This window comes from Isoptericola sediminis, assembly GCF_013085345.1.
GTDB classification, from domain to species: Bacteria; Actinomycetota; Actinomycetes; order Actinomycetales; family Cellulomonadaceae; genus Isoptericola; species Isoptericola sediminis.
This window is the reverse complement of sequence record NZ_JABFAJ010000019.1, coordinates 171122-190459: the sequence shown is the minus strand read 5'-3', so window position 1 is coordinate 190459 and position 19338 is coordinate 171122. Positions and strand designations below refer to the sequence as shown.

Genomic DNA, 19338 nt, shown 5'->3' with positions numbered 1-19338 from the left:
GACGACGGCCCGTACCCTCCGCGCGGAGGGTACGGGCCGTCGTCGTGCGGTGCGGGACCGTCAGGCCTTGGCGGCCTCGTCCGCGGACTCGCCGGAGTCCGCCGAGTCGGGCGAGTCGGCCGACGCCGCGGAGTCGCCGGACTCCGCGTCGGCGATCTCGGACTGCGCCGCCTCGGTGGCGGCCGCAGCGGCCTCGTCGTCCTCCTCGGAACCGATGAACTCGGTCAGGTCGACGACGTTGCCCTCGGAGTCCTTGACCTCGATGTCGCGCAGGGCGACGGCGAGCGCCTTGGACCGCGCGACCTCACCGACCATGGCCGGGATCTGACCGGACTGGTCGAGAGTCTGGATGAACTGCTGCGGCTCCATGCCGTACTGCTGCGAGGCCTGCACCAGGTACTCGATCAGCTCGCCCTGGCCCACCTGGACCTCGAGCTTCTCGGCGAGGGTGTCGAGCAGGATCTGGTTCTTGATCGCCTTGGTGGCGTCCTCGGTGACCTCGGCGCGGTGCTCGTCGTCCTCGAGGCGACCCTCCTGCTCGAGGTGACGGTTCACCTCGGCCTCGACGACACCGGACGGCACCGGCACCTCGACGGCGTCCAGCAGCTTCTCCAGCAGGGCGTCGCGGGCGGCGACGGCCTGGTTGGAGGACTTCGACGACGCGACCTGCTCGCGCAGGTCCGCCTTGAGCTCCTCGAGGGTGTCGAACTCCGAGGCCATCTGGGCGAAGTCGTCGTCCGCCTCGGGCAGCTCGCGCTCCTTGACGGAGGTGGCGGTCACCGTGACGGTCGCCTCCTCGCCCTGGTGGTCGCCACCGGCGAGGTTGGTGGTGAAGGTGGTGGTCTCGTCGGCGGAGAGACCGGTGAGGGCCTCGTCCAGGCCGTCCAGCATGTTGCCGGCACCGATCTGGTAGGAGACGCCGGAGACCGAGTCGACCTCCTCGTCGCCGACGACGGCCTTGAGGTCGATGACGACGTAGTCGCCCTCGACGGCCGGACGGTCGACGCCCACGAGGGTGCCGAAGCGCTCGCGCAGCGAGTCGAGGCGCTCGGCCACGTCCTCGTCGGAGACCTCGGTGGAGTCGACGGTCAGCTCCATGGCGGACAGCTCGGGCAGCTCCAGCTCGGGACGGACCTCGACGTGGGCCACGAACTCGAGCTGGCCCTCGCCGGCCTTCTCGGGGATCCCGGTGACCTCGACCTCGGGCTGACCCAGCGGGCGCAGCTCCTCGGCGCTGACGGCGTCGCGGTAGAAACCGGAGAGGCCCTCGTTGACGGCGTGCTCGATGACGGCACCCCAGCCGACGCGCTGGTCGATGATGCGCGGGGGGACCTTGCCCTTGCGGAAGCCGGGGATGTTCACCTGCTCCGCGATGTGCTTGTAGGCGTGGTCGATGCTCGGCTTGAGCTCGTCGTACTCCACCTCGACGGTCAGCTTGACCTTGGTGGGCTCCAGGGTCTCGACGGCGCTCTTCACTTCGATGGTCTCCAACTGTCGGGTGCGTGCGCGCGCGTCGTGCCGGAGCGGGCCGGCGCGGTGTGCTGCGGCGCGGGGATGCTTGCGATGCTTGTCGAACGACGCCCGGAGGACGGGCGCACGGGCAACCCGACGATCATACGCCACGCGCCCCAGGGGACGACACCGCCGGTCCAGTGGCACACCCCACGGTGTGGCGCCCCGCCCCCCCGGGAGACGGCCCTCAGAGGCCGACCGGCGCCAGGGCGACGGGGACGAGGAAGAGCATCATGAGACCGAGCGTCGCGACGCCGACCCACCCGAGCACGACGCCGGCGATCGCGATGCCACGGCCCTCCTGCGGGGCGTGCGGGGGCGCGTTGCTGATCTGTCGCAGCGCCACGTGACCGAACACGACGGCCAGGACGCTGCCGACCCAGCCGAGCCACAGGATGCCCAGGACCAACGAGGCGACCGCCAGGCCGTTGGTGCGGCGCACCGGGTAGTGCCAGCCGGCGCCGGGATGGCCCGGCGCCGGACCGGCGGGGCTCGGGTACGACGGCGGTGCGGCGGGCGTGGCCGACGAGTGCGGCGGCACCGGCCGCGTCGGGCGCTGCTGCGGGTGCTCGCCGCCGTCGGGTACGGCGTACGGGTCGTTCGGCACGGTCACGACGTCGACCCTAGCGGTCGCGACGGTCCAGCGGTGCGGCACCCCGCGCCGGTGGACCGTCCGGGTGCCACGATGGCCGGGCACGCCCGCTCCCGACCCGGAGGCCACGTCGACCATGCCGCACGAGAACAGCTCGGACGAGCGCCGCGACGCCCGGCGTCCGCGCACCGAACGCTTCCCGCGGTGGGTCTACGCCCGGGGCGACGAGCCGGACGCGCGCTTCTCCCTGGCGAACGAACGGACCCTGCTGGCCTGGATCCGCACCTCGCTGGGCCTGATCGCGGCGGGAACGGCTCTGGAGGCCCTCGACCTGCCGATGGAGCCGCACCTGCGGCTCGCCGCGGCGGTGGTGCTGCTGCTCGCCGGTGTCGCCGTCCCCCTGGTGGCCGCTGTCGAGTGGGCCCGGACCGAGCGGGCGATGCGACTGAGCGGCGAGCTGCCCGGCGCGACGACCGGGTTCCTGCTCGTCGTGACGATGGCCGTCGTCGGCGTGCTCCTGCTGCTCGCGCTGCTCCTGCGATGAGCGCCCCCTCCGCCCCGGATCCGGCGGGACCGGAGGTCCCGGGCCGCTGGGCCGAGCGCACGGCGCTCGCCTGGCGGCGGACCCTGATGTCCTTCGCCGCGGCCACGCTCGTGGCGATCCACGCCTTCCCCGCCGTCCAGGGTGCCAAGGCGCTGGCCGGAGCCGCCGTCGTCGCCCTCGTGCTCGTCACGCCGGGCTGGTGGTTCACCGCGCGTCACGCCCGCCACACGCGGGCCGGTCTGGAGCAGGAGGTTCCCCGGCTGCGGCACGGGCGCCGGATCGTGACCGTTTGCGCCGCCACGAGCCTGCTCGCCCTGGGCGCGCTGCTGCTCGTCCTGCTCGCCTGAGGAGGTCGCGGACCGTGAACCGGACACGTCCGCAGGAGCCCGGACATCACGGACCGACGCCGTAGGCTGAGCCCGTGCTACGCAAACGCCCCGCCGCCGTAGGCCCTGTCGAGACGCGCGGAGCGCAGCTCGCCGACGAGTTCGACCGCGCCGCCGACCGCTACGACCTGCTGACCCGGCTCAACCCGGGCTACCACGACGCCCTGCACGCCGCGGCGCGCGAGATGGTCTCGCTGCTGCCGCGGCGCTCCCGCGAGGAGCCGCTCGTGCTCTGGGACCTGGGGTGCGGTTCCGGGCTGTCGACGCGCGCCGTGCTCGACGCGGCCGGCGAGGACACCCGCGTCGTCGGGCTGGACGCCTCCGCCGGGATGCTGAGCCGCGCCCGGGCCAAGGCCTGGCCGCAGGGTGTGCGGTTCGTGCAGGCGTTCGCCCAGGCCCTGCCCGAGGTGGCGAGCGACCACGGCCAGCGGGACGCGGACGGCGCGTTCGCCGCCTACCTCCTGCGCAACGTGCCCGAGGACCAGCGCGACGAGGTCGTGGCCGCGATCCACGACGAGGTGCGGCCCGGCGGCTGGGTCACGCTGCAGGACTACCACGTCAAGGGCGACCGCGTGGCCCAGGCCGTCTGGACCGCCGTCTGCTGGGCGCTCGTCATGCCCCTGGCCGTCGTCCTGCGCGGCAACCCGTCGATCTACCGCTACCTGTGGCGCAGCGTCGTCGACAACGACAGCACCGCCCAGCTTCAGGCCCGCCTCGAGCGGGCCGGCCTCACCGACATCCGCTGGCGCACCGGCACGGGATGGCAGCGGGGCATCCTGCACACCGTCCTGGCCCGCCGACCCGAGAAGGACCTGACATGACCCGGCCCGTCCCGCCCGGCCGCGACGGCGCGGCCGTCCTCCACCCGGCAGCATCCGGCGCCGAGCGCGTCGCCGACGACCAGCACGTCGTCGTCGTCGGGGGCGGCATCGCCGGCCTCGCCGCGGCCGCGATCCTGGCCGAGCGGGGTGCGCGGGTCACGCTGCTCGAGGCCTGCGACCAGCTCGGCGGCCGGGTCCGCGCGTGGCCCGTCCAGGAGCACGCCGAGGACCCGGAGGGGCCCGCGGACGGCGACGGCCGCACGATGAGCCGCGGCTTCCACGCCTTCTTTCGGCAGTACTACACGCTGCGTGCGCTGCTGCGCCGCTCCGACCCGGAGCTCGACCACCTGGTGCCCGTCGCGGACTACCCGCTGCGCCGCGGCGACGGCCTGACCGACAGCTTCGCGGCGCTGCCGCTGACCCCGCCGGTCAACCTCGCGGCCTTCGTCGTGCGGAGCCCCACCTTCCCGGTCTCGGCGCTGCCCAAGGTGCACCTGCCGAGCGCCATCGAGCTCGTCTCGGTCTCCTACCCCGCGAGCCACGAGCGCTACGACGGCGAGTCCGCCCAGGACTTCCTCGACCGCCTGCGCTTCCCCGAGGGCGCACGACACCTCGCCCTGGAGGTGTTCGCCCGGTCCTTCTTCGCCCATCCGACCGACTTCGGTGCCGGCGAGCTGGTGGGCATGTTCCACACCTACTTCGCGGGGTCGTCGGAGGGTCTGCTCTTCGACGTCCCGGACGACGACTACGACACCGCGTTGTGGGCCCCGCTCGGCCGCTACCTCGCCGGGCTGGGCGTCGACGTCCGCACGGGCACCCGTGCCGAGTCGCTGGCGCGGGCCGAGGACGGCACATGGCACGTGCACGCCACCTCCGGGGACCTCACCGCGGACGCGGTCGTGGTCGCCACCGATCCGCGGGTGACCCGCGAGCTGCTGGCGCCGCTGGCCGACGAGGCGGACGGCGGCGCCGGGACCCCGGAGCGCCAGGACTGGCACCGCCGGGTGGCCGCGGGCCGCAACGCACCGCCCTTCGCGGTGCTGCGACTGTGGCTGGACGGCACGGTCGCGCCGGAGCGGGAGGCGTTCCTGGGCACCAGCGGCTACGACCTGCTCGACAACGTCACCGTCCTGGAGCGCTTCGAGCAGGGAGCGGCCGACTGGAGCCGTGAGCACGGGGGCTCGGTCGTGGAGCTGCACGGCTACGCCGTCGACCCGGAGCGGGACCCCGACCTGGCCGGCGACGGGCCGCGCGGGCTGGACACCGAGCGGCTGCGCACCCGGCTCCTGGAGGCCCTGCACGAGGTCTACCCCGAGACGCGCACCCTGCAGGCGGTCCACGAGGAGCTCCTCGTCGAGGACGACTGCGGGCTGGTCGGCACGGGCCCCTGGCGCGACCGGCTGACCGTCGACACCCCGTACCCGGGCCTGGCCCTGGCCGGGGACGGCCTGCGCGTCGACTGGCCGATCGCCCTCATGGAGCGCGCCGCCGTGACCGGTGTGCTCGCGGCCAACCACCTGCTGCAGGGCTGGGGCGTGCGGGGCGAGGACGTCTGGACCGTCCCGCTGCAGGGCGTGCTCCGGCGTCGACCGGACCTGTCGGCCGCGGGCGCCGCCGTCGCCCGGACCGCGCGGGCCGTGCGTGACCGCCTCCCCGTCGGGCGGCGATGACGGCGCGACGGCGGGCGGTGCGCCCGGGCGAGCCGAGCTCACCCCGCGTGGAGCGGCAGGGCGCCGACGGCAGCCCCGGGGTGAGCACCGTGTGGCGTATCCGGTCGCTGGAGGCCGCCCGGCAGGTGCTGCGCGCCCGGCACGCCACGACCCAGGCCGGCTTCACCGCGGAGGCGATCCCCCAGGGCCGGCTCAAGCACCACCCGATCCTCGTCTCCGACGGGCCGCTGCACGACGAGCAGCGCCGCAAGGTCGCCCGGTTCTTCGCTCCCGTGGTCGTGGCCGAGCGCTACACCCCGCAGATGGAGGAGTGCGCCGACCGCCTGCTCGGCCAGACCCCGCCGGGCGGCCGCCTGGAGCTCGACGAGCTCGCGCTGCACTACACCGTCGAGGTCACCGCCGAGGTGGTGGGGCTCACCGAGTCGTCGGTGCCGCGGATGTCGCGCCGCCTGGTGAGCTTCTTCCGCCAGCCGCCCTTCGACATCACCCGCCGCGACCTGGGCCGCACCCGACGCCAGTGGATGCGGGCGGCGTTCAACGGGCTGCTGCCGATCGGGCGCTTCTTCCTGGCGGACGTGCGCCCGGCCATCCGGGAGCGCCGCCGCGAGCGCCGCGACGACATCATCAGCCACCTGGTCGACGAGGGCTACACCGACGTCGACATCCTCGTCGAGTGCGTCACCTACGGCACGGCCGGCATGGTGACCACGCGCGAGTTCGTCACGATGGCCGCCTGGCACCTGCTGCGCGACGACGCGCTGCGCGAGCGGTACGCGGTCGCCGGGCAGGAGGAGCGCTTCGCGATCCTGCACGAGATCATCCGGCTGGAGCCGGTCGTCGGGCACCTGTACCGGCGCGCGCAGGACCCGATCTGCGTCACCGACGGCGACGGCTCGTGGACGATCGAGGCCGGGGACCTCGTCGACGTGTGCGTCCGGTCCGCCAACGCCGACCCGCAGGCGCAGGCTCCGGACGAGGACGGCCTGGACCTGTGCCCGGGCCGCTCCCTGCCGCGCGGCGTCAACGCCGCGGGGCTCAGCTTCGGCGACGGCGCCCACAAGTGCCCGGGCCAGCCGCTGGCGATCCTGGAGTCCGACGTGCTGCTCACCCGGCTCCTGGCACGCTCACCGCGTCTCGTGCGGGAGCCCGAGGTGGGCTGGGACGACCTCATCGAGGGCTACACGCTGCGGGGGCTGGAGCTGGAGCTGCCGGCCACCTCCTCCGGCAGCCGGTGACGGTAGGTCCACGACGTCAGGGCCGTCACGAGCACCGCGAGCAGCACGCCGACGAAGATGTGCAGCGCCCGCAGGTCCCCGCCGAGCCGGCCGAGGGTGAACTGCACGGTCACCAGCACCGCCACCGCCAGGGCCAGCGCCACGTTGACCGGACCCGCGGAACGCCGGAGCACGAGGTAGACCACGACGGCCAGCCAGGCGACCCCCAGGGTGACCCAGGCGCCCACCCGGTGCTGGTCGAGGTAGCCCGGCTCTCCGCCGAGGTAGGCAGAGGCCCAGCCGGCCTGCGCGATGACGCAGCTGATGAGCACGGTCGCGGCGCTGCGCAGCCAGATCAGGTGCGGGTGGGGCATGGCGATCTCCTGTCGACATAGGGTGTGGCCCGGAGGTGGACATGGCGGACGTGGCAGTGGTCGGGCTGGGCCCGGCAGGGCGTGCCCTCGCCTCGCGGTGCGCGGCCCGCGGCCTGTCGGTGATCGCGGTCGACCCGCGGCCCACCGCGACGTGGACGCCGACGTACGGCCTCTGGGCCGACGAGCTCGGCGACCTGCCCTCCTCCGTGGTGCGCGCACGCGCCGAGAACCCCGAGCTGAGGGCCCTCGGCGCGCATCCGCTCGAGCGCGCGTACCTCGTCCTCGACAACGCGGCGCTGCAGACGGCCCTGCCCCTGGACGACGTCGAGGTGCGCGCCGGACGACTCGACGACGCGCAGGTCGGCGCCCTGCGCGCCGAGGCCGCGGTGGTCGTCGACGCGCGCGGCGCGCGACCCGGGGGCCTGCGCCCCGACGACCCGGCGCCGATGCAGACCGCCTACGGCGTCGTCGTGCCGGACGAGGCTGCCGAGCCGGCCCTCCAGGGTGCCGAGTCGCTGCTGATGGACTGGCGCACCGACTGGTCGGCGCAGGAGCGACCGACCGCCACCCCGACCTTCCTCTACGCCATCCCGGTGGGTGCCGGCCGGATGCTGCTCGAGGAGACCTGCCTGGCCGCCGCGCCGGGGCTGCCCGTCGCCGAGCTGCGGACGCGGCTCCGACGGCGCCTGCTGGCCCGCGGCGTCGACCCGGCCGTCGTGGACCACCCGCTCGACCGGGAGGTCGTGCGCATCCCCATGCGCGGCCGCGACGCTCCCCCACCGCCGGGGGTCCTGGCGGTCGGGACCGCGGGACGCGGCGGGCACCGCATCACCGGCTACTCCGTCGCGCACTCGCTGCGCCGCGCCGACGAGCTCGCGGGGGCCCTGGCGCAGGGGGACGTGCCGGACGAGGCCGACCCGATGGACGCCGCCGAACGCCTCCGCGAGGTCGGCCTGAACGCGCTGCTGCGGCTGAGCACGCAGGGCACGCTGGAGCTCTTCGAGGGTTTCGGCCGCCTCCCCGCCTCTCGGCGTCGCGAGCTCCTCGCCCGCAGCTCCGGCGCGGGCGAGCTGGCGCGCACCATGTGGGGGATGTTCACGCACATGCCGTGGGCCGCCAAGGGAGAGCTGGTCCGCGCCTCGCTGGGCACCACGCGGCCGCGCGGCTGACCCACGCTCCGTCGCGCACGTCGTCGCCGCGTCACCGATGCCGAGGACCTCGTCGGCTGCGTCCACACCCCGCTCCTCGCTCTCGGGCCCAGCCTTGCACACGGCCGTCCCGGAACGCGGCACGGGTCGCGGCGGTGCCACGATCTGCCGAGCATGCACCCGACCTGGTCTCGATGCCCGCGGAGACGCGTGAAGGGCCGCCGGCCCTCCACGACGCAGGTCGACGGCCCTTCGCTGTCTGGTCGGGGTGACAGGATTCGAACCTGCGACCCTCTGCTCCCAAAGCAGATGCGCTACCAAGCTGCGCCACACCCCGTGGTACCCGTCCGCCCGGGGACGGCGGGTCCGGTGGGTCAGTGTAGTGCGCGACGGCGGCACACCCGCCGCCGTACCGCGTGCGGAGGTACGGGTGCGACTTTGCTAGGCTGGCGCCCGCCGTCCGACGGGTTCGCCGTCGCGACCTGCTGTCGGACCGGTGCGGGCGTAGCTCAATGGTAGAGCCTCAGTCTTCCAAACTGATTACGCGGGTTCGATTCCCGTCGCCCGCTCGCTGACGTCGGAACGGCCCCGGTCACCGCGGTGACCGGGGCCGTTCTGCGTCCCGGCCCCCTCCACGCATGCGTGGGCGGACGTCGCCGGGTGCCGCTGGAACCCATCGAACCGCTCGATATGTGAGCGTGATCTTGTCGATCGGACCGTAGATGGTTAGGCTCGTCACTGCGGGACGTCCGACGCCCGCCGGAGCACTGCGCCACCGCACACCGCGCGCGAGGAGGAGGGACGCACGATGACCATCGCACCCTCCCCCGTCTCCGGCCCTGACACCTCCGCCGCCGCTCTGCCCGAGCGGCGGCCGACGTGCGTCCGCCCCGCTGCCTGCTGCTGTCGGTAGAGCGTCCGCCTCACGCCTGACCCCCCGGGGTCGTGGCGACCGCGCGACGCTCGCAGCCCGCTGGCCCCTGGAGACACCCCGGACGGCCCCGGCCGACGGCGACCTGCCGTCGGCGACCGGACACGACCACCGCATCACCCGACAAGTGAGGAACCTCCACCCATGACCATCTACGAGGACGCGACGAAGCTCATCGGCCGGACCCCGCTGGTGCGGATCAACCGCCTCACCGAGGGCGCCGGGGCGACCGTCGCCGCCAAGCTCGAGTTCTACAACCCGGCCAGCTCGGTCAAGGACCGCATCGGCGTCTCGATCATCGACGCGGCCGAGGCCTCCGGCGAGCTCCAGCCCGGCGGGACGATCGTCGAGGGCACCTCCGGCAACACCGGCATCGCCCTCGCCTTCGTCGGCGCCGCCCGCGGCTACCACGTCGTCCTGGCGATGCCCGAGACCATGTCCAAGGAGCGCCGCGCGCTCCTGCGCGCCTACGGCGCCGAGCTCGTCCTGACCCCCGGCTCGGAGGGCATGAAGGGCGCCGTCGCGGCGGCGGAGAAGATCGCGGCGGAGCGCCCCGGCGCGGTCCTGGCCCGGCAGTTCTCCAACGAGGCCAACCCGAAGATCCACCGGGAGACCACGGCCGAGGAGATCTGGGCCGACACGGACGGCGAGGTCGACATCGTCGTGGCCGGCATCGGCACCGGCGGCACCATCACGGGTGTCGGCCAGGTCCTCAAGGAGCGCAAGCCCGAGGTCCAGATCATCGCGGTCGAGCCCGAGGAGTCCCCCATCCTCAACGGCGGCGCCCCCGGCCCGCACAAGATCCAGGGCATCGGCGCGAACTTCGTCCCGGAGATCCTCGACACCGAGATCTACGACGAGGTCATCGACGTCAACGCCGAGACGGCCGTCGAGTGGGCACAGCGCGCCGCCCGCGAGGAGGGGCTGCTCGTCGGCATCTCCTCCGGTGCGGCCCTGGCCGCCGCCGCCCAGGTCGCGAAGCGCCCGGAGAACGCCGGCAAGACGATCGTCGTCATCATCCCGAGCTTCGGCGAGCGCTACCTGTCCACCGTGCTGTTCGCGGACCTGCTGGACTGATCCCCATGTCCGACTCCCCGGCGCGCGCGTTCCTCCGCCTCCTCCGCGAGGACGCGGAGGTCGCGCGCGCCCAGGACCCGGCGGCGGACTCCCTCGTCTCGGTGATGCTGACGTACCCGGGCGTGCACGCCGTGTGGCACTACCGGATCGCCCACGTGATGTGGCAGTCGCCCGGCCTGCGCATGCCGGCGCGGCTGCTGTCCCTCGCCTCCCGGCTGTTCACCGGTGTCGAGATCCATCCGGCGGCCCGGATCGGGCGGCGACTGTTCATCGACCACGGCATGGGCGTGGTCATCGGCTCCACGGCCGAGGTCGGCGACGACTGCCTGCTCTTCCACGGGGTCACCCTCGGCGGGCGGACCATGAATCCCGGCAAGCGGCACCCCACGCTCGGCGACCGGGTCATGGTGGGTTCGGGCGCGAAGGTGCTCGGACCCCTGTGGATCGGCGACGACGCGAAGATCGGCGCCAACGCCGTGGTCACCAAGGACGTCCCGCGCGGTGCCGTGGCCGTGGGCGTGCCCGCCCGCAACAAGGTCCCGGCCCCGCCGGTGCCCGACACGTCCTCGAACGGCGAGTCCCGCAGCGTGCCGCGGGTGATCGAGGACCCGTCCCAGCTCATCGAGTACGTCATCTGATTGCGATTCGGCAACGGGACTTGAACGTCTGTGGCCCGTGCCACTAAGAAGGAAAGTGGTGCGGCGCAATGGCGCGTTGCACCACTTACCTGTCTGACGCCCCAACGAGGCATCAGCCCCCTCCTGACGTCAAGAAGTCGTCACGTGAGCATCGCTTGTTCTAGTTGTCATAGAACTAGTATGCTCGTGCCGTGCTCTGGACCATCGACACGGGAAGCGACGAACCGCTGTACGCCCAGCTCGTCGCGCAGACCCATCTCGCCGTCGCGCGGGGCGATCTCGCGCCCGGCGACCGACTGCCCGCCGCCCGTGAGCTCGCCACGTCGCTCGAGCTGAACGTGCACACGGTGCTGCGCGCCTACCAGCAGCTGCGGGACGAGGGACTCGTCGACCTCCGGCGCTCCCGCGGCGCGGTGATCACCGCCGCCGCCGCGCGGGACCTGACCGCCGTCGAGGACGCCCTGCGCGCGTTCGTCGCGGCCGCCCGCGAGGCGCGCCTCTCCCCCGAAGCCACCACCACCCTCCTCCAGGAAGAGCTGAAGCGATGACCACGCCCCTCGACACGGTCCGCACCGACTGGCACGGACGCGCACGCCGCTCGACCCTCTGGTCCTCCGTGGCCGGGCTGGGGCTGACCCTCACGGCAGCGGCCGTCGTGCGGAGCTGGCGGGACGACCTGCCCGCCCGGGTCGCCACCCACTGGGGTCCTGACGGCACCCCGGACGCCACGATGACGGTCACCGGACTCGTGACGGCCGTGCTCGCGCTCACCGTCGGGCTCCTCGCCCTGTTCGCCGTCGTCGGACTGGTCTGGGGCAGCAGCGCCTCGACCCGCCGGATGGCGGCCGGTTCCGCCGTCTGGTCCGGGGGTCTCGGCGCTACCCTGCTGCTGGTCGGCGCCGGCGCCCAGCGCGGGCTCGACGACGCCTCGTCGGCGACCCTGTCGGGCTGGGCGGTGGCGGCGACGATCCTGCTGCCGCTGGTGCCGGCCGTCGTCGCCGCCCTGGTCGTCCCGGGCGACGCCCGGCAGCCCGCCGACGCCCCCGTCCCGCCGGAGGCCGCTCGCGCGCGCCTGGGCACGGACGAGCGGGCCGCGTGGCTGCGGACCGCGCAGGGCGGCACGGGCCTGGCGGTCGGCGCGGCAGCCGTCGTCGGCACGACCGTCCTCGCGGTGCTGACCCGCCAGTGGCCGTTGCTGCTCGTCCCGGCCGTGCTGACCCTGCTGTTCGCCGCGATGTTCGCGTTCCGGGTGCGCGTCGACGCCACCGGCCTCACCGCGCGCTCCGTCCTCGGGTGGCCGGGGACCCACGTCCCGGCGGACGAGGTCGTGGCGGCCTCGGTCGTCCACGTCGACCCCTTCCGCGAGTTCGGGGGCTGGGGCTGGCGCGTCGGGTTCCGGGGCGGACGGATCGGGATCGTGCTGCGCGCCGGTGAGGCCCTGCTGGTGGAGCGCACCGGGGAGCGGTCGCTCGTCGTCACCGTCGACGACGCGGCCACCGGCGCCGCGCTGCTCAACACCCTGGCCGACCGGTCCCGCCAGAACCGCACGCCCCACTGACGGTCAGCGATCAGGGCGGTACCGGGCGACCGTCGAGCGCGGGGCCCGGGCCGCCCACGCGTCCTCGACCGTCTCGGCGAGCACGTCGTCGTCCACCGTCTCCAGACGCACGAGCACCGCGGCGTACCCCTCGAAGTGCGGGATGGTGAAGTGCGACCCGGGATGCTCCGCCAGGACGGCCTGCTTCTCGCCCAGGTCCTCGACGGCGGCCGCGAGGATCGGACCGGCGGGCACCGGATCGTCGCCGAACCGGCGCAGGTCCGCCTTCCGGAACGGTCGCTCCCAGACGAACTGGCGGCCCTCGACCTTCCACACCCGCCACCCGCGCGAGGTGACCTCGGTGGTGCCCGGCAGGTCGAGCGCCGTGCGCGCCACGTCGTCGAGGGTCGCCATCACTCCAGGGTGCGAGGCGCGGGCCGCACGCGCACCTCGGCTACAGTGACTTGTCCGAGACCGCACGTCCCGGATAACACCGACTCGACGAGGAGCCCCATGACCACCCTGCGCATCGGCATCCAGACCGGCTACTGGTCCCGCAAGCCGCCGGCGGGCATCGTCGAGGCCCTGCAGCAGGCGGAGGCCGCCGGTCTGGACTCCGTGTGGACCGCCGAGGCCTACGGCTCCGACGCGTTCACCCCGCTGGCGTGGTGGGGGTCGCACACCTCGCGGCTGCGGCTCGGCACCGGCATCGCGCAGATGGCCGCCCGCACCCCCACCGCCACCGCGATGCAGGCGATCACGCTCGACCACCTCTCCGGCGGGCGCTTCGTGCTCGGTCTCGGCGCCTCGGGTCCCCAGGTCGTCGAGGGCTGGTACGGCCAGCCCTACAAGCGGCCGCTCGCCCGCACCCGCGAGTACGTCGACATCGTGCGCGAGGTGATCGCCCGCGAGCGCCCCGTCACGTACGACGGGGAGTTCTTCACACTGCCTGTCGGCGAGGAGACGCCCGGGGCGACCGGTCTCGGCAAGGCGCTCAAGCCGACCGTGCACCCGCTGCGGTCCGAGATCCCCATCCTGCTGGCCGCGCAGGGGCCCAAGAACGTCGCCCTCGCGGCCGAGATCGCCGACGGCTGGATGGCGGGCTTCTACGCCCCGAGCGCGGACGCCGAGCACCGCGAGCTCCTCGAGGCCGGGTTCGCCCGCCGCGCCGAGGAGCGGTCCCGGCCCGAGGACTTCGAGGTCGCGGCCACCATCCCGGTCGTGGTCCGCGACGACGTCGAGGCCGCGGCCGACCTCGTGCGCCCGCACATCGCCCTGTACGCCGGCGGCATGGGTGCCAAGGGCGCCAACTTCCACAAGGCGTCGCTGGACCGGCTCGGTTACGGCGAGGTCACCGACGAGGTGCAGCGGCTGTACCTGGAGGGCCGCAAGGAGGACGCGGCCCGGGCGGTACCCACGGAGATGGTCGAGGAGGTCGCCCTGGTCGGGCCGCCGGCCAAGGTCCGCGCGGACCTCGCCCGCTGGGAGCAGACGGCGCTGACGACGCTGCTGGTCCAGGGCGACCCGGCGTCCGTGGCGGTCCTGCTCGGCTGACTCAGGGCAACCAGACGGCGCGGCGCAGGTCCACCCGGCGTCCGTCGCGGGTCATCGGGCAGCCCTCGGCGCGCAGCTCGGTCAGGGCCTCGTCGAGGTGGTGGGCCGGCGGCGACCCGGCCGCGTTGACCACCCGCCACCACGGCAGGCCGCCGCCGGCCCGCGCCATGACCTGACCCACCTGTCGCGGCCCGCCCCGGCCGAGGACCTCGGCGACCGCCTCGGCGACGAGCCCGTAGGTCGTGGCGCGGCCGGGCGGGACCCGCTCCACGACCGCGAGCACCTCGGCGAGGTACTCGTCGGCGGGGCTCGGTCCGGTCGCGGTGGCCATGGCGCGAGGCTACCGGTGGGGATATCCCCTGGCGTGCCCCGGAGGGTCGGGCGAGGATCGAGCCATGCGCCTGGACACCCCCCTCCCGGACGGCTACCGCTTCCGGCCGCTCACCGCCGACGACCACCACGACGTGCTCGACCTCGACGCGTGGGCCTTCCCGGTCCCGGTCGAGACCGAGGAGATGGCGAAGATGCCCTCGCCCCTGACCTGGGAACGCGCCGTCGGCGTACAGGTCGACGGGGACACCCCGGACGGCTCCCCGCTGGCGGCGATGCACGCCTCCTACCCGTTCACGCAGTTCCCGGTGCCGGGAGGCACCCTGCCGACCGCCGGGCTGACCTGGGTCGGCGTCCACCCGCAGCACCGACGGCGGGGTCTCGCCTCGGCGATGATCGACCTGCACCTGGCCCGGTGCCGCGAGCGCGGGGAGCCGCTGTCGGCGCTGTACGCGGCGGAGTACGCGATCTACGGACGCTTCGGCTACGGGCGGGCCGCCGACGACGTCCGGGTGACCCTCCCCCGCGGGGCGGCGCTGCGGGACGTTCCCGGCGCGTCCGAGCACAGCGTGCGCATCGAGCACGCGAACGCCGAGCGCCACCGGGACCTGGTGCTCGGCATCCACCGTGCCGCCGGGCAGGACGTCGGCGGGCTCGGGCTGAACCGGCCGGGCTGGGCCGGCCCGGAGACCGCGGAGCTGCAGGCGCACCGCTGGTATGACCCGGCCGCCTTCCGCCAGGGCTTCGAGTCCCGTCGGCTGGTCGTCGTCGAGCGCGACGGCGAACCCCGCGGCTACGCCCTGCTGCGGCGCAAGCTCGACTGGGACGTGACCGGACCCCGCGGCACCGTGAACGTGGCGGAGGCCGTCGCGCTGGACACCGCCTCCTCCCGCGCGCTGTGGGGCGTGCTCGTGGACCTGGACCTCATGAGCGAGACCAAGCCGTTCCTCGTCGCCCCCGACGACCCTCTGCTCAGCCTGCTCGTGGACCGTCGCGGTGCGGACCTGCGGGTCTCGGACAACGTGTGGGTACGGGTCGTCGACGTCCCGACGGCGCTGGCCGGCCGCCGGTACGCGGCCGACCTCGACGTCACCCTGGCCGTCACCGACACCCGCCTGCCGGACAACGAGGGCGTCTGGCACCTGCGGGCCGAGGCCTTCGGCCCGGCGTCCTGCACGGCGTCGGAGACCGCTGCCGAGGACGCCGACCTGGCCCTGGACATCCGTGAGCTCGGCGCCGCCTACCTGGGGGGCACGGCGTTGACGGCGCTGGCGGCCGCCGGGCTGGTCACGGAGCGGACCACCGGGTCCCTGGCGCGGGCGTCGACCGCGTTCGGGTGGCCGGTCGCGCCGATGTGCTCCTGGGTGTTCTGACCGGGCCGCTCAGGCCTGGCAGACCCCGCACCAGTACAGGGTGCGCCCCGCCAGCTCCTTGAGCAGCACCGGCGTCGCGCAGACCCGGCACGGCAACCCGTCGCGGTGGTAGACGTAGAACGCCTGCTCGGCAGGCACCGCGTCCGGGTCGTCATCAGTGTTCTGCCGGGTCCGCCCCCGCGCTCCCGCCCCGGGCGCCGGGGGCGCGCCGGGCGGGGTGTCCCGGTCCCCGGGACGCGTCGTGACGATCCGCCCGGTGCCGGCGCCGTCGCGCATCAGCACCACGAGGTCGTCCCAGATCGCGGTGAGCGTCTCCGCCGGGACCTCGCGGCCCGGCCGCAGCGGGTCGAGGCCGGCCCGGAAGAGCGCCTCGGCCCGGTAGATGTTGCCGACGCCGGCGATCACCGCCTGGTCCATGAGCTGCTGGCCGACCGTGACGCGCGAGCGCCGGACCCGGGCGACGAACGCCTCGCGGGCGGCCTCGGCGGACGCCCGGCCGCCGTCGGACCGGATCGGGTCCGGCCCCAGACGCGCCACGACGTCGTCCTTCTCCGCCGCGGTGAGCACCTCGCAGGCGGTCGGGCCGGTCAGGTCCGCCACCGCGTGCGCACCCAGCAGCCGCACCCGGACGGCGCCGCGGGGCGCGGGCGGGGTCCACTCCCCCGCGGACGTCCGGTCGGGCGGCCCCGCGGGGGTGCTGTCCCGCTCGCCGATCCGCCGGCGAGGCGCCCCGATGGCGTGCACGACGTCGGCGCTGCCGTCGCCGGCGAAGGTCCAGGCGCCGTAGAGGCCCAGGTGGACCCGGAGCCAGCGGTCGTCCCCGGCCCCGGCGTCGAAGCGGCAGAACAGCTGCTTGCCCCACGCCTCGGCTCCCGCGAACGGCACGCCGTCGAGCAGCGCGGCGCCCGCGTCGAACCGCCCCTGCGGGCTGCTGACGGCGACCTGCTGCCCGGCGAAGAGCTCGTCGAGCGTCCGGGCCAGCCGGTGGACGGTGTGCCCCTCGGGCACGTCAGGACGCGGTCGGCCGGGCGGCCTCGTAGGCGGCGAGCTGGTCGATCCGGCGCTGGTGGCGGGCGTCGCCGGAGAACGGCTCCGCGACGAACGCCTCGACCAGCCCGGTCGCCTCGTCGAGGGAGTGCATGCGACCGCCGACGGCGACGACGTTCGCGTCGTTGTGCTGTCGGCCCAGACGTGCCGTCTCCGTCGACCAGGCGAGCACCGCGCGCACGCCCGGCACCTTGTTCGCGGCGATCTGCTCCCCGTTGCCGGACCCGCCGATGACGACGCCGAGCGACCCCGGCTCGGCGACGACGGCCTCACCGGCCGCGAAGCAGAACGCGGGGTAGTCGTCCTGCGCGTCGTAGGTGTGTGCCCCGTGGTCGACGACGTCGTGCCCGGCGGCGCGCAGGTGCTCGACGAGGTGGGACTTGAGCTCGAATCCGGCGTGATCGGCGGCGATGTGCAGACGCATGGCCCCATTGTCCACGACGAGGGCCACGGAGGACGCCGCGTCTCGCCGCCCGGGCGGCCGCGTAGTGTGGCGACATGACGACCGACGCGACCGGGCTGAGGTCCGGCATCGACACCGCTGCACTCGACGAGAACGTCCGGCCCCAGGACGACCTGTTCCGCCACGTCAACGGGCGCTGGCTCGCCTCGCACGAGATCCCGGCCGACCGCGCCATGGACGGCGCGTTCCGGGAGCTGCACGACCAGGCCGAGGACCAGGTCCGCGACATCATCACGGACGCCGGCGAGGCCGTGCGGTCCGGGACCGCCACCGGACCCCAGAAGCAGATAGGCGCGCTGTACGCCGGCTTCATGGACACCGAGCGCATCGAGGAGCTCGGCACGACCCCGATCGTCCAGGAGCTCGCCGCCGTCCGCGACGCCACCGACCGCGAGGGCCTGACCCGGGTCCTGGGCGCCCTGCAGCGCACCGGGGGCGGCGGGGCCGTCGCCTTCGGCGTGGACAACGACGCCAAGGACCCCGAGCGGTACGTGACGATCATGGTCCAGGGCGGCCTCGGCCTGCCCGACGAGGCGTACTACCGCGAGGACCAGTACGAGCCGGTCCGGGCCGCGTACACCCCGCACGTGGCGCGGATGCTCGCGATCGCCGGCGTCGGCACCGACGACTGGGGCGTCAGCCCGCAGGAGGCCGCCGAGCGCGTGGTCGCCCTGGAGACCCGGCTCGCCACGCACCACTGGGACGTCGTCCGCGACCGTGACGCGACGCTCACCTACAACCCCATGTCCTTCGCCGACCTGGTCGAGTCGGCGCCCGGGTTCGACTGGGCGGCCTGGGCCGACGCGCTCGGCGCCCCCGCCGGGGCGATGGACGCCCTGGTCGTGCGCGAGCCGTCGTTCGTCACCGGCCTGGCCGAGCTGTGGTCGAGCCTCCCGCTGCAGGACTGGCAGCTCTGGGCGGCGTACCATCTGGTCACCGCCCGGGCCCCGTACCTCAGCGACGACATCGTCCAGGCGAACTTCGACTTCTACGGCAAGGTCCTCTCCGGCGCCGAGCAGGTGCGCGAGCGCTGGAAGCGTGGCGTGAGCCTCGTGCAGGGCGCCCTCGGCGAGGCCGTCGGCCAGGAGTACGTGGCCCGGCACTTCCCGCCGGAGCACAAGGAGCGCATGGACGTCCTGGTCGAGCACCTCATCGCCGCGTACCGCGAGTCGATCGAGAACCTCGACTGGATGACCGAGGAGACCAAGCAGCGTGCGCTGACCAAGCTGGCGAAGTTCACCCCGAAGGTCGGCTACCCGGTCAAGTGGCGCGACTACAGCGGCCTGGAGCTGTCCGCTGACGACCTCGTCGGCAACGTCCGTCGGGCCCACGCCTTCGAGCAGGACTACGAGCTGGGCAAGATCGGCAAGCCGCTGGACCGCGACGAGTGGTTCATGACGCCGCAGACCGTCAACGCCTACTTCAACCCGGGGATGAACGAGATCGTCTTCCCCGCCGCGATCCTGCACCCGCCGTTCTTCGACCCGGAGGCCGACGACGCCGTGAACTACGGCGGCATCGGTGCGGTCATCGGGCACGAGATCGGCCACGGGTTCGACGACCAGGGTTCGAAGTACGACGGCGACGGCCGCCTCGAGGACTGGTGGACCGAGACCGACCGCACCGAGTTCGAGAAGCGCACGAAGGACCTCGTCGCCCAGTACGACCAGTTCCGCCCGGCCCAGCTCGGCGAGGACGGCCCGACCGTCAACGGCTCGCTGACCATCGGCGAGAACATCGGCGACCTGGGTGGCCTGTCCATCGCGATCAAGGCGTACCGGATCGCACTGGGCGGCTCGCTCGACGACGCCCCCGTCATCGACGGCTACACGGGCCTGCAGCGGGTGTTCCTGTCCTGGGCGCAGGTGTGGCAGGCCAAGGGCCGCGACGCCGAGGTGGAGCGCCGCCTGGCCACCGACCCGCACTCCCCCAACGAGTTCCGCTGCAACGGGGTGGTGCGCAACGTCGACGAGTTCTACCGCGCCTTCGACGTCACGGCCGACGACGCGCTCTTCCTGCCCTCGCAGGAGCGCGTCAGCATCTGGTGACGGCCACCGGCTGACCACCGCGGCGGACGCACCGACGCCCCGGACCCTCAAGGGTCCGGGGCGTCCGTCGTCGTGCCGG

The 19338-nt window shown here is 74.0% G+C and carries 20 protein-coding genes and 2 tRNA genes; 14 read left to right on the top strand and 8 right to left on the bottom strand.

The annotated features are described in order from the left end of the window. Positions 1-60: 60 nt before the first annotated feature. The gene (gene tig / locus HLI28_RS11165; protein WP_171247641.1) at positions 61-1476 is read right to left on the bottom strand and encodes a trigger factor; all 1416 of its coding nucleotides are present in this window, start codon (positions 1474-1476) and stop codon (positions 61-63) included. Between the two features lie 223 nt (positions 1477-1699). Next, positions 1700-2125, bottom strand: coding sequence for a DUF4190 domain-containing protein (locus HLI28_RS11160; RefSeq protein WP_171247616.1), 426 nt, complete (start codon positions 2123-2125; stop codon positions 1700-1702). A gap of 64 nt (positions 2126-2189) precedes the next feature. Between HLI28_RS11160 and HLI28_RS11155 the strand changes: the two genes are divergently transcribed. The 5 genes from HLI28_RS11155 to HLI28_RS11135 all read left to right on the top strand — a co-directional run bounded on the left by HLI28_RS11155 (position 2190) and on the right by HLI28_RS11135 (position 6760). Then, on the top strand, positions 2190-2648 hold the full coding sequence (locus tag HLI28_RS11155; protein ID WP_343035798.1) for a YidH family protein: 459 nt from the start codon (positions 2190-2192) through the stop codon (positions 2646-2648). Then, positions 2645-2995, top strand: a complete 351-nt coding sequence (locus HLI28_RS11150) for a DUF202 domain-containing protein (RefSeq protein WP_171247615.1) — start codon at positions 2645-2647, stop codon at positions 2993-2995. The genes HLI28_RS11155 and HLI28_RS11150 overlap by 4 nt, the downstream gene beginning before the upstream one ends. A 74-nt stretch (positions 2996-3069) precedes the next feature. After that, entirely contained in the window at positions 3070-3855 is a 786-nt protein-coding gene (locus HLI28_RS11145; protein WP_171247613.1) for a methyltransferase domain-containing protein, read from the top strand. Next, positions 3852-5525 (top strand): FAD-dependent oxidoreductase, encoded by a 1674-nt coding sequence (locus HLI28_RS11140; RefSeq protein WP_171247612.1) that lies wholly within the window; start codon positions 3852-3854, stop codon positions 5523-5525. Before HLI28_RS11145 ends, HLI28_RS11140 begins: the two co-directional genes overlap by 4 nt. Further along, the gene (locus HLI28_RS11135; protein ID WP_171247610.1) at positions 5522-6760 is read left to right on the top strand and encodes a cytochrome P450; all 1239 of its coding nucleotides are present in this window, start codon (positions 5522-5524) and stop codon (positions 6758-6760) included. Before HLI28_RS11140 ends, HLI28_RS11135 begins: the two co-directional genes overlap by 4 nt. Here HLI28_RS11135 and HLI28_RS11130 read toward each other — a convergent pair. After that, positions 6703-7113 carry a hypothetical protein gene (locus HLI28_RS11130; protein ID WP_171247608.1) on the bottom strand — a complete coding sequence of 137 codons (411 nt, stop codon included), beginning with the start codon at positions 7111-7113 and terminating at the stop codon, positions 6703-6705. The two genes, HLI28_RS11135 and HLI28_RS11130, sit on opposite strands and share 58 nt — an antisense overlap. 41 nt (positions 7114-7154) lie before the next feature. Here HLI28_RS11130 and HLI28_RS11125 point away from each other — a divergent pair, with 41 nt between their 5' ends. After that, on the top strand, positions 7155-8282 hold the full coding sequence (locus HLI28_RS11125) for a lycopene cyclase family protein (protein WP_171247607.1): 1128 nt from the start codon (positions 7155-7157) through the stop codon (positions 8280-8282). Between the two features lie 239 nt (positions 8283-8521). Here HLI28_RS11125 and HLI28_RS11120 read toward each other — a convergent pair. Further along, positions 8522-8598, bottom strand: a tRNA-Pro gene (locus HLI28_RS11120). A 161-nt stretch (positions 8599-8759) separates the two neighbouring features. On the opposite strand from HLI28_RS11120, the gene HLI28_RS11115 reads away from it, so the two are divergent. The 5 genes from HLI28_RS11115 to HLI28_RS11095 all read left to right on the top strand — a co-directional run bounded on the left by HLI28_RS11115 (position 8760) and on the right by HLI28_RS11095 (position 12465). Further along, positions 8760-8830: transfer RNA gene (locus HLI28_RS11115), tRNA-Gly, on the top strand. Between the two features lie 506 nt (positions 8831-9336). Then, positions 9337-10269 carry a cysteine synthase A gene (cysK, locus tag HLI28_RS11110; RefSeq protein ID WP_171247605.1) on the top strand — a complete coding sequence of 311 codons (933 nt, stop codon included), beginning with the start codon at positions 9337-9339 and terminating at the stop codon, positions 10267-10269. Positions 10270-10274: 5 nt separating this feature from the next. Continuing rightward, positions 10275-10907 carry a serine O-acetyltransferase gene (gene cysE / locus HLI28_RS11105; RefSeq protein ID WP_171247603.1) on the top strand — a complete coding sequence of 211 codons (633 nt, stop codon included), beginning with the start codon at positions 10275-10277 and terminating at the stop codon, positions 10905-10907. A 191-nt stretch (positions 10908-11098) separates the two neighbouring features. Beyond that, positions 11099-11455, top strand: coding sequence for a GntR family transcriptional regulator (locus tag HLI28_RS11100; RefSeq protein ID WP_171247601.1), 357 nt, complete (start codon positions 11099-11101; stop codon positions 11453-11455). After that, on the top strand, positions 11452-12465 hold the full coding sequence (locus tag HLI28_RS11095; protein WP_171247600.1) for a DUF1648 domain-containing protein: 1014 nt from the start codon (positions 11452-11454) through the stop codon (positions 12463-12465). The genes HLI28_RS11100 and HLI28_RS11095 overlap by 4 nt, the downstream gene beginning before the upstream one ends. Positions 12466-12468: 3 nt before the next feature. Here HLI28_RS11095 and HLI28_RS11090 read toward each other — a convergent pair whose 3' ends face one another. Beyond that, positions 12469-12858, bottom strand: a complete 390-nt coding sequence (locus tag HLI28_RS11090; protein WP_171247599.1) for an MmcQ/YjbR family DNA-binding protein — start codon at positions 12856-12858, stop codon at positions 12469-12471. Between the two features lie 108 nt (positions 12859-12966). On the opposite strand from HLI28_RS11090, the gene HLI28_RS11085 reads away from it, so the two are divergent. Beyond that, the gene (locus tag HLI28_RS11085) at positions 12967-13998 is read left to right on the top strand and encodes an LLM class F420-dependent oxidoreductase (protein ID WP_171247639.1); all 1032 of its coding nucleotides are present in this window, start codon (positions 12967-12969) and stop codon (positions 13996-13998) included. Position 13999: 1 nt separating this feature from the next. On the opposite strand, the gene HLI28_RS11080 is transcribed toward HLI28_RS11085, so the two are convergent. Next, on the bottom strand, positions 14000-14329 hold the full coding sequence (locus HLI28_RS11080; protein ID WP_171247597.1) for an MGMT family protein: 330 nt from the start codon (positions 14327-14329) through the stop codon (positions 14000-14002). Between the two features lie 64 nt (positions 14330-14393). Here HLI28_RS11080 and HLI28_RS11075 point away from each other — a divergent pair, with 64 nt between their 5' ends. Continuing rightward, a complete protein-coding gene (locus HLI28_RS11075) occupies positions 14394-15701 on the top strand; it encodes a GNAT family N-acetyltransferase (RefSeq protein WP_171247596.1) in 1308 nt (435 codons plus the stop codon). Positions 15702-15710: 9 nt separating this feature from the next. Here HLI28_RS11075 and HLI28_RS11070 read toward each other — a convergent pair whose 3' ends face one another. Together HLI28_RS11070 and HLI28_RS11065 are read right to left on the bottom strand one after the other, a co-directional pair. Continuing rightward, positions 15711-16709, bottom strand: a complete 999-nt coding sequence (locus HLI28_RS11070; protein ID WP_171247594.1) for a DNA-formamidopyrimidine glycosylase family protein — start codon at positions 16707-16709, stop codon at positions 15711-15713. Between the two features lies 1 nt (position 16710). Continuing rightward, positions 16711-17172 carry a ribose-5-phosphate isomerase gene (locus HLI28_RS11065; protein WP_171247592.1) on the bottom strand — a complete coding sequence of 154 codons (462 nt, stop codon included), beginning with the start codon at positions 17170-17172 and terminating at the stop codon, positions 16711-16713. Between the two features lie 74 nt (positions 17173-17246). Here HLI28_RS11065 and HLI28_RS11060 point away from each other — a divergent pair, with 74 nt between their 5' ends. Further along, entirely contained in the window at positions 17247-19259 is a 2013-nt protein-coding gene (locus HLI28_RS11060; RefSeq protein ID WP_171247591.1) for a M13 family metallopeptidase, read from the top strand. Positions 19260-19338 lie beyond the last annotated feature (79 nt).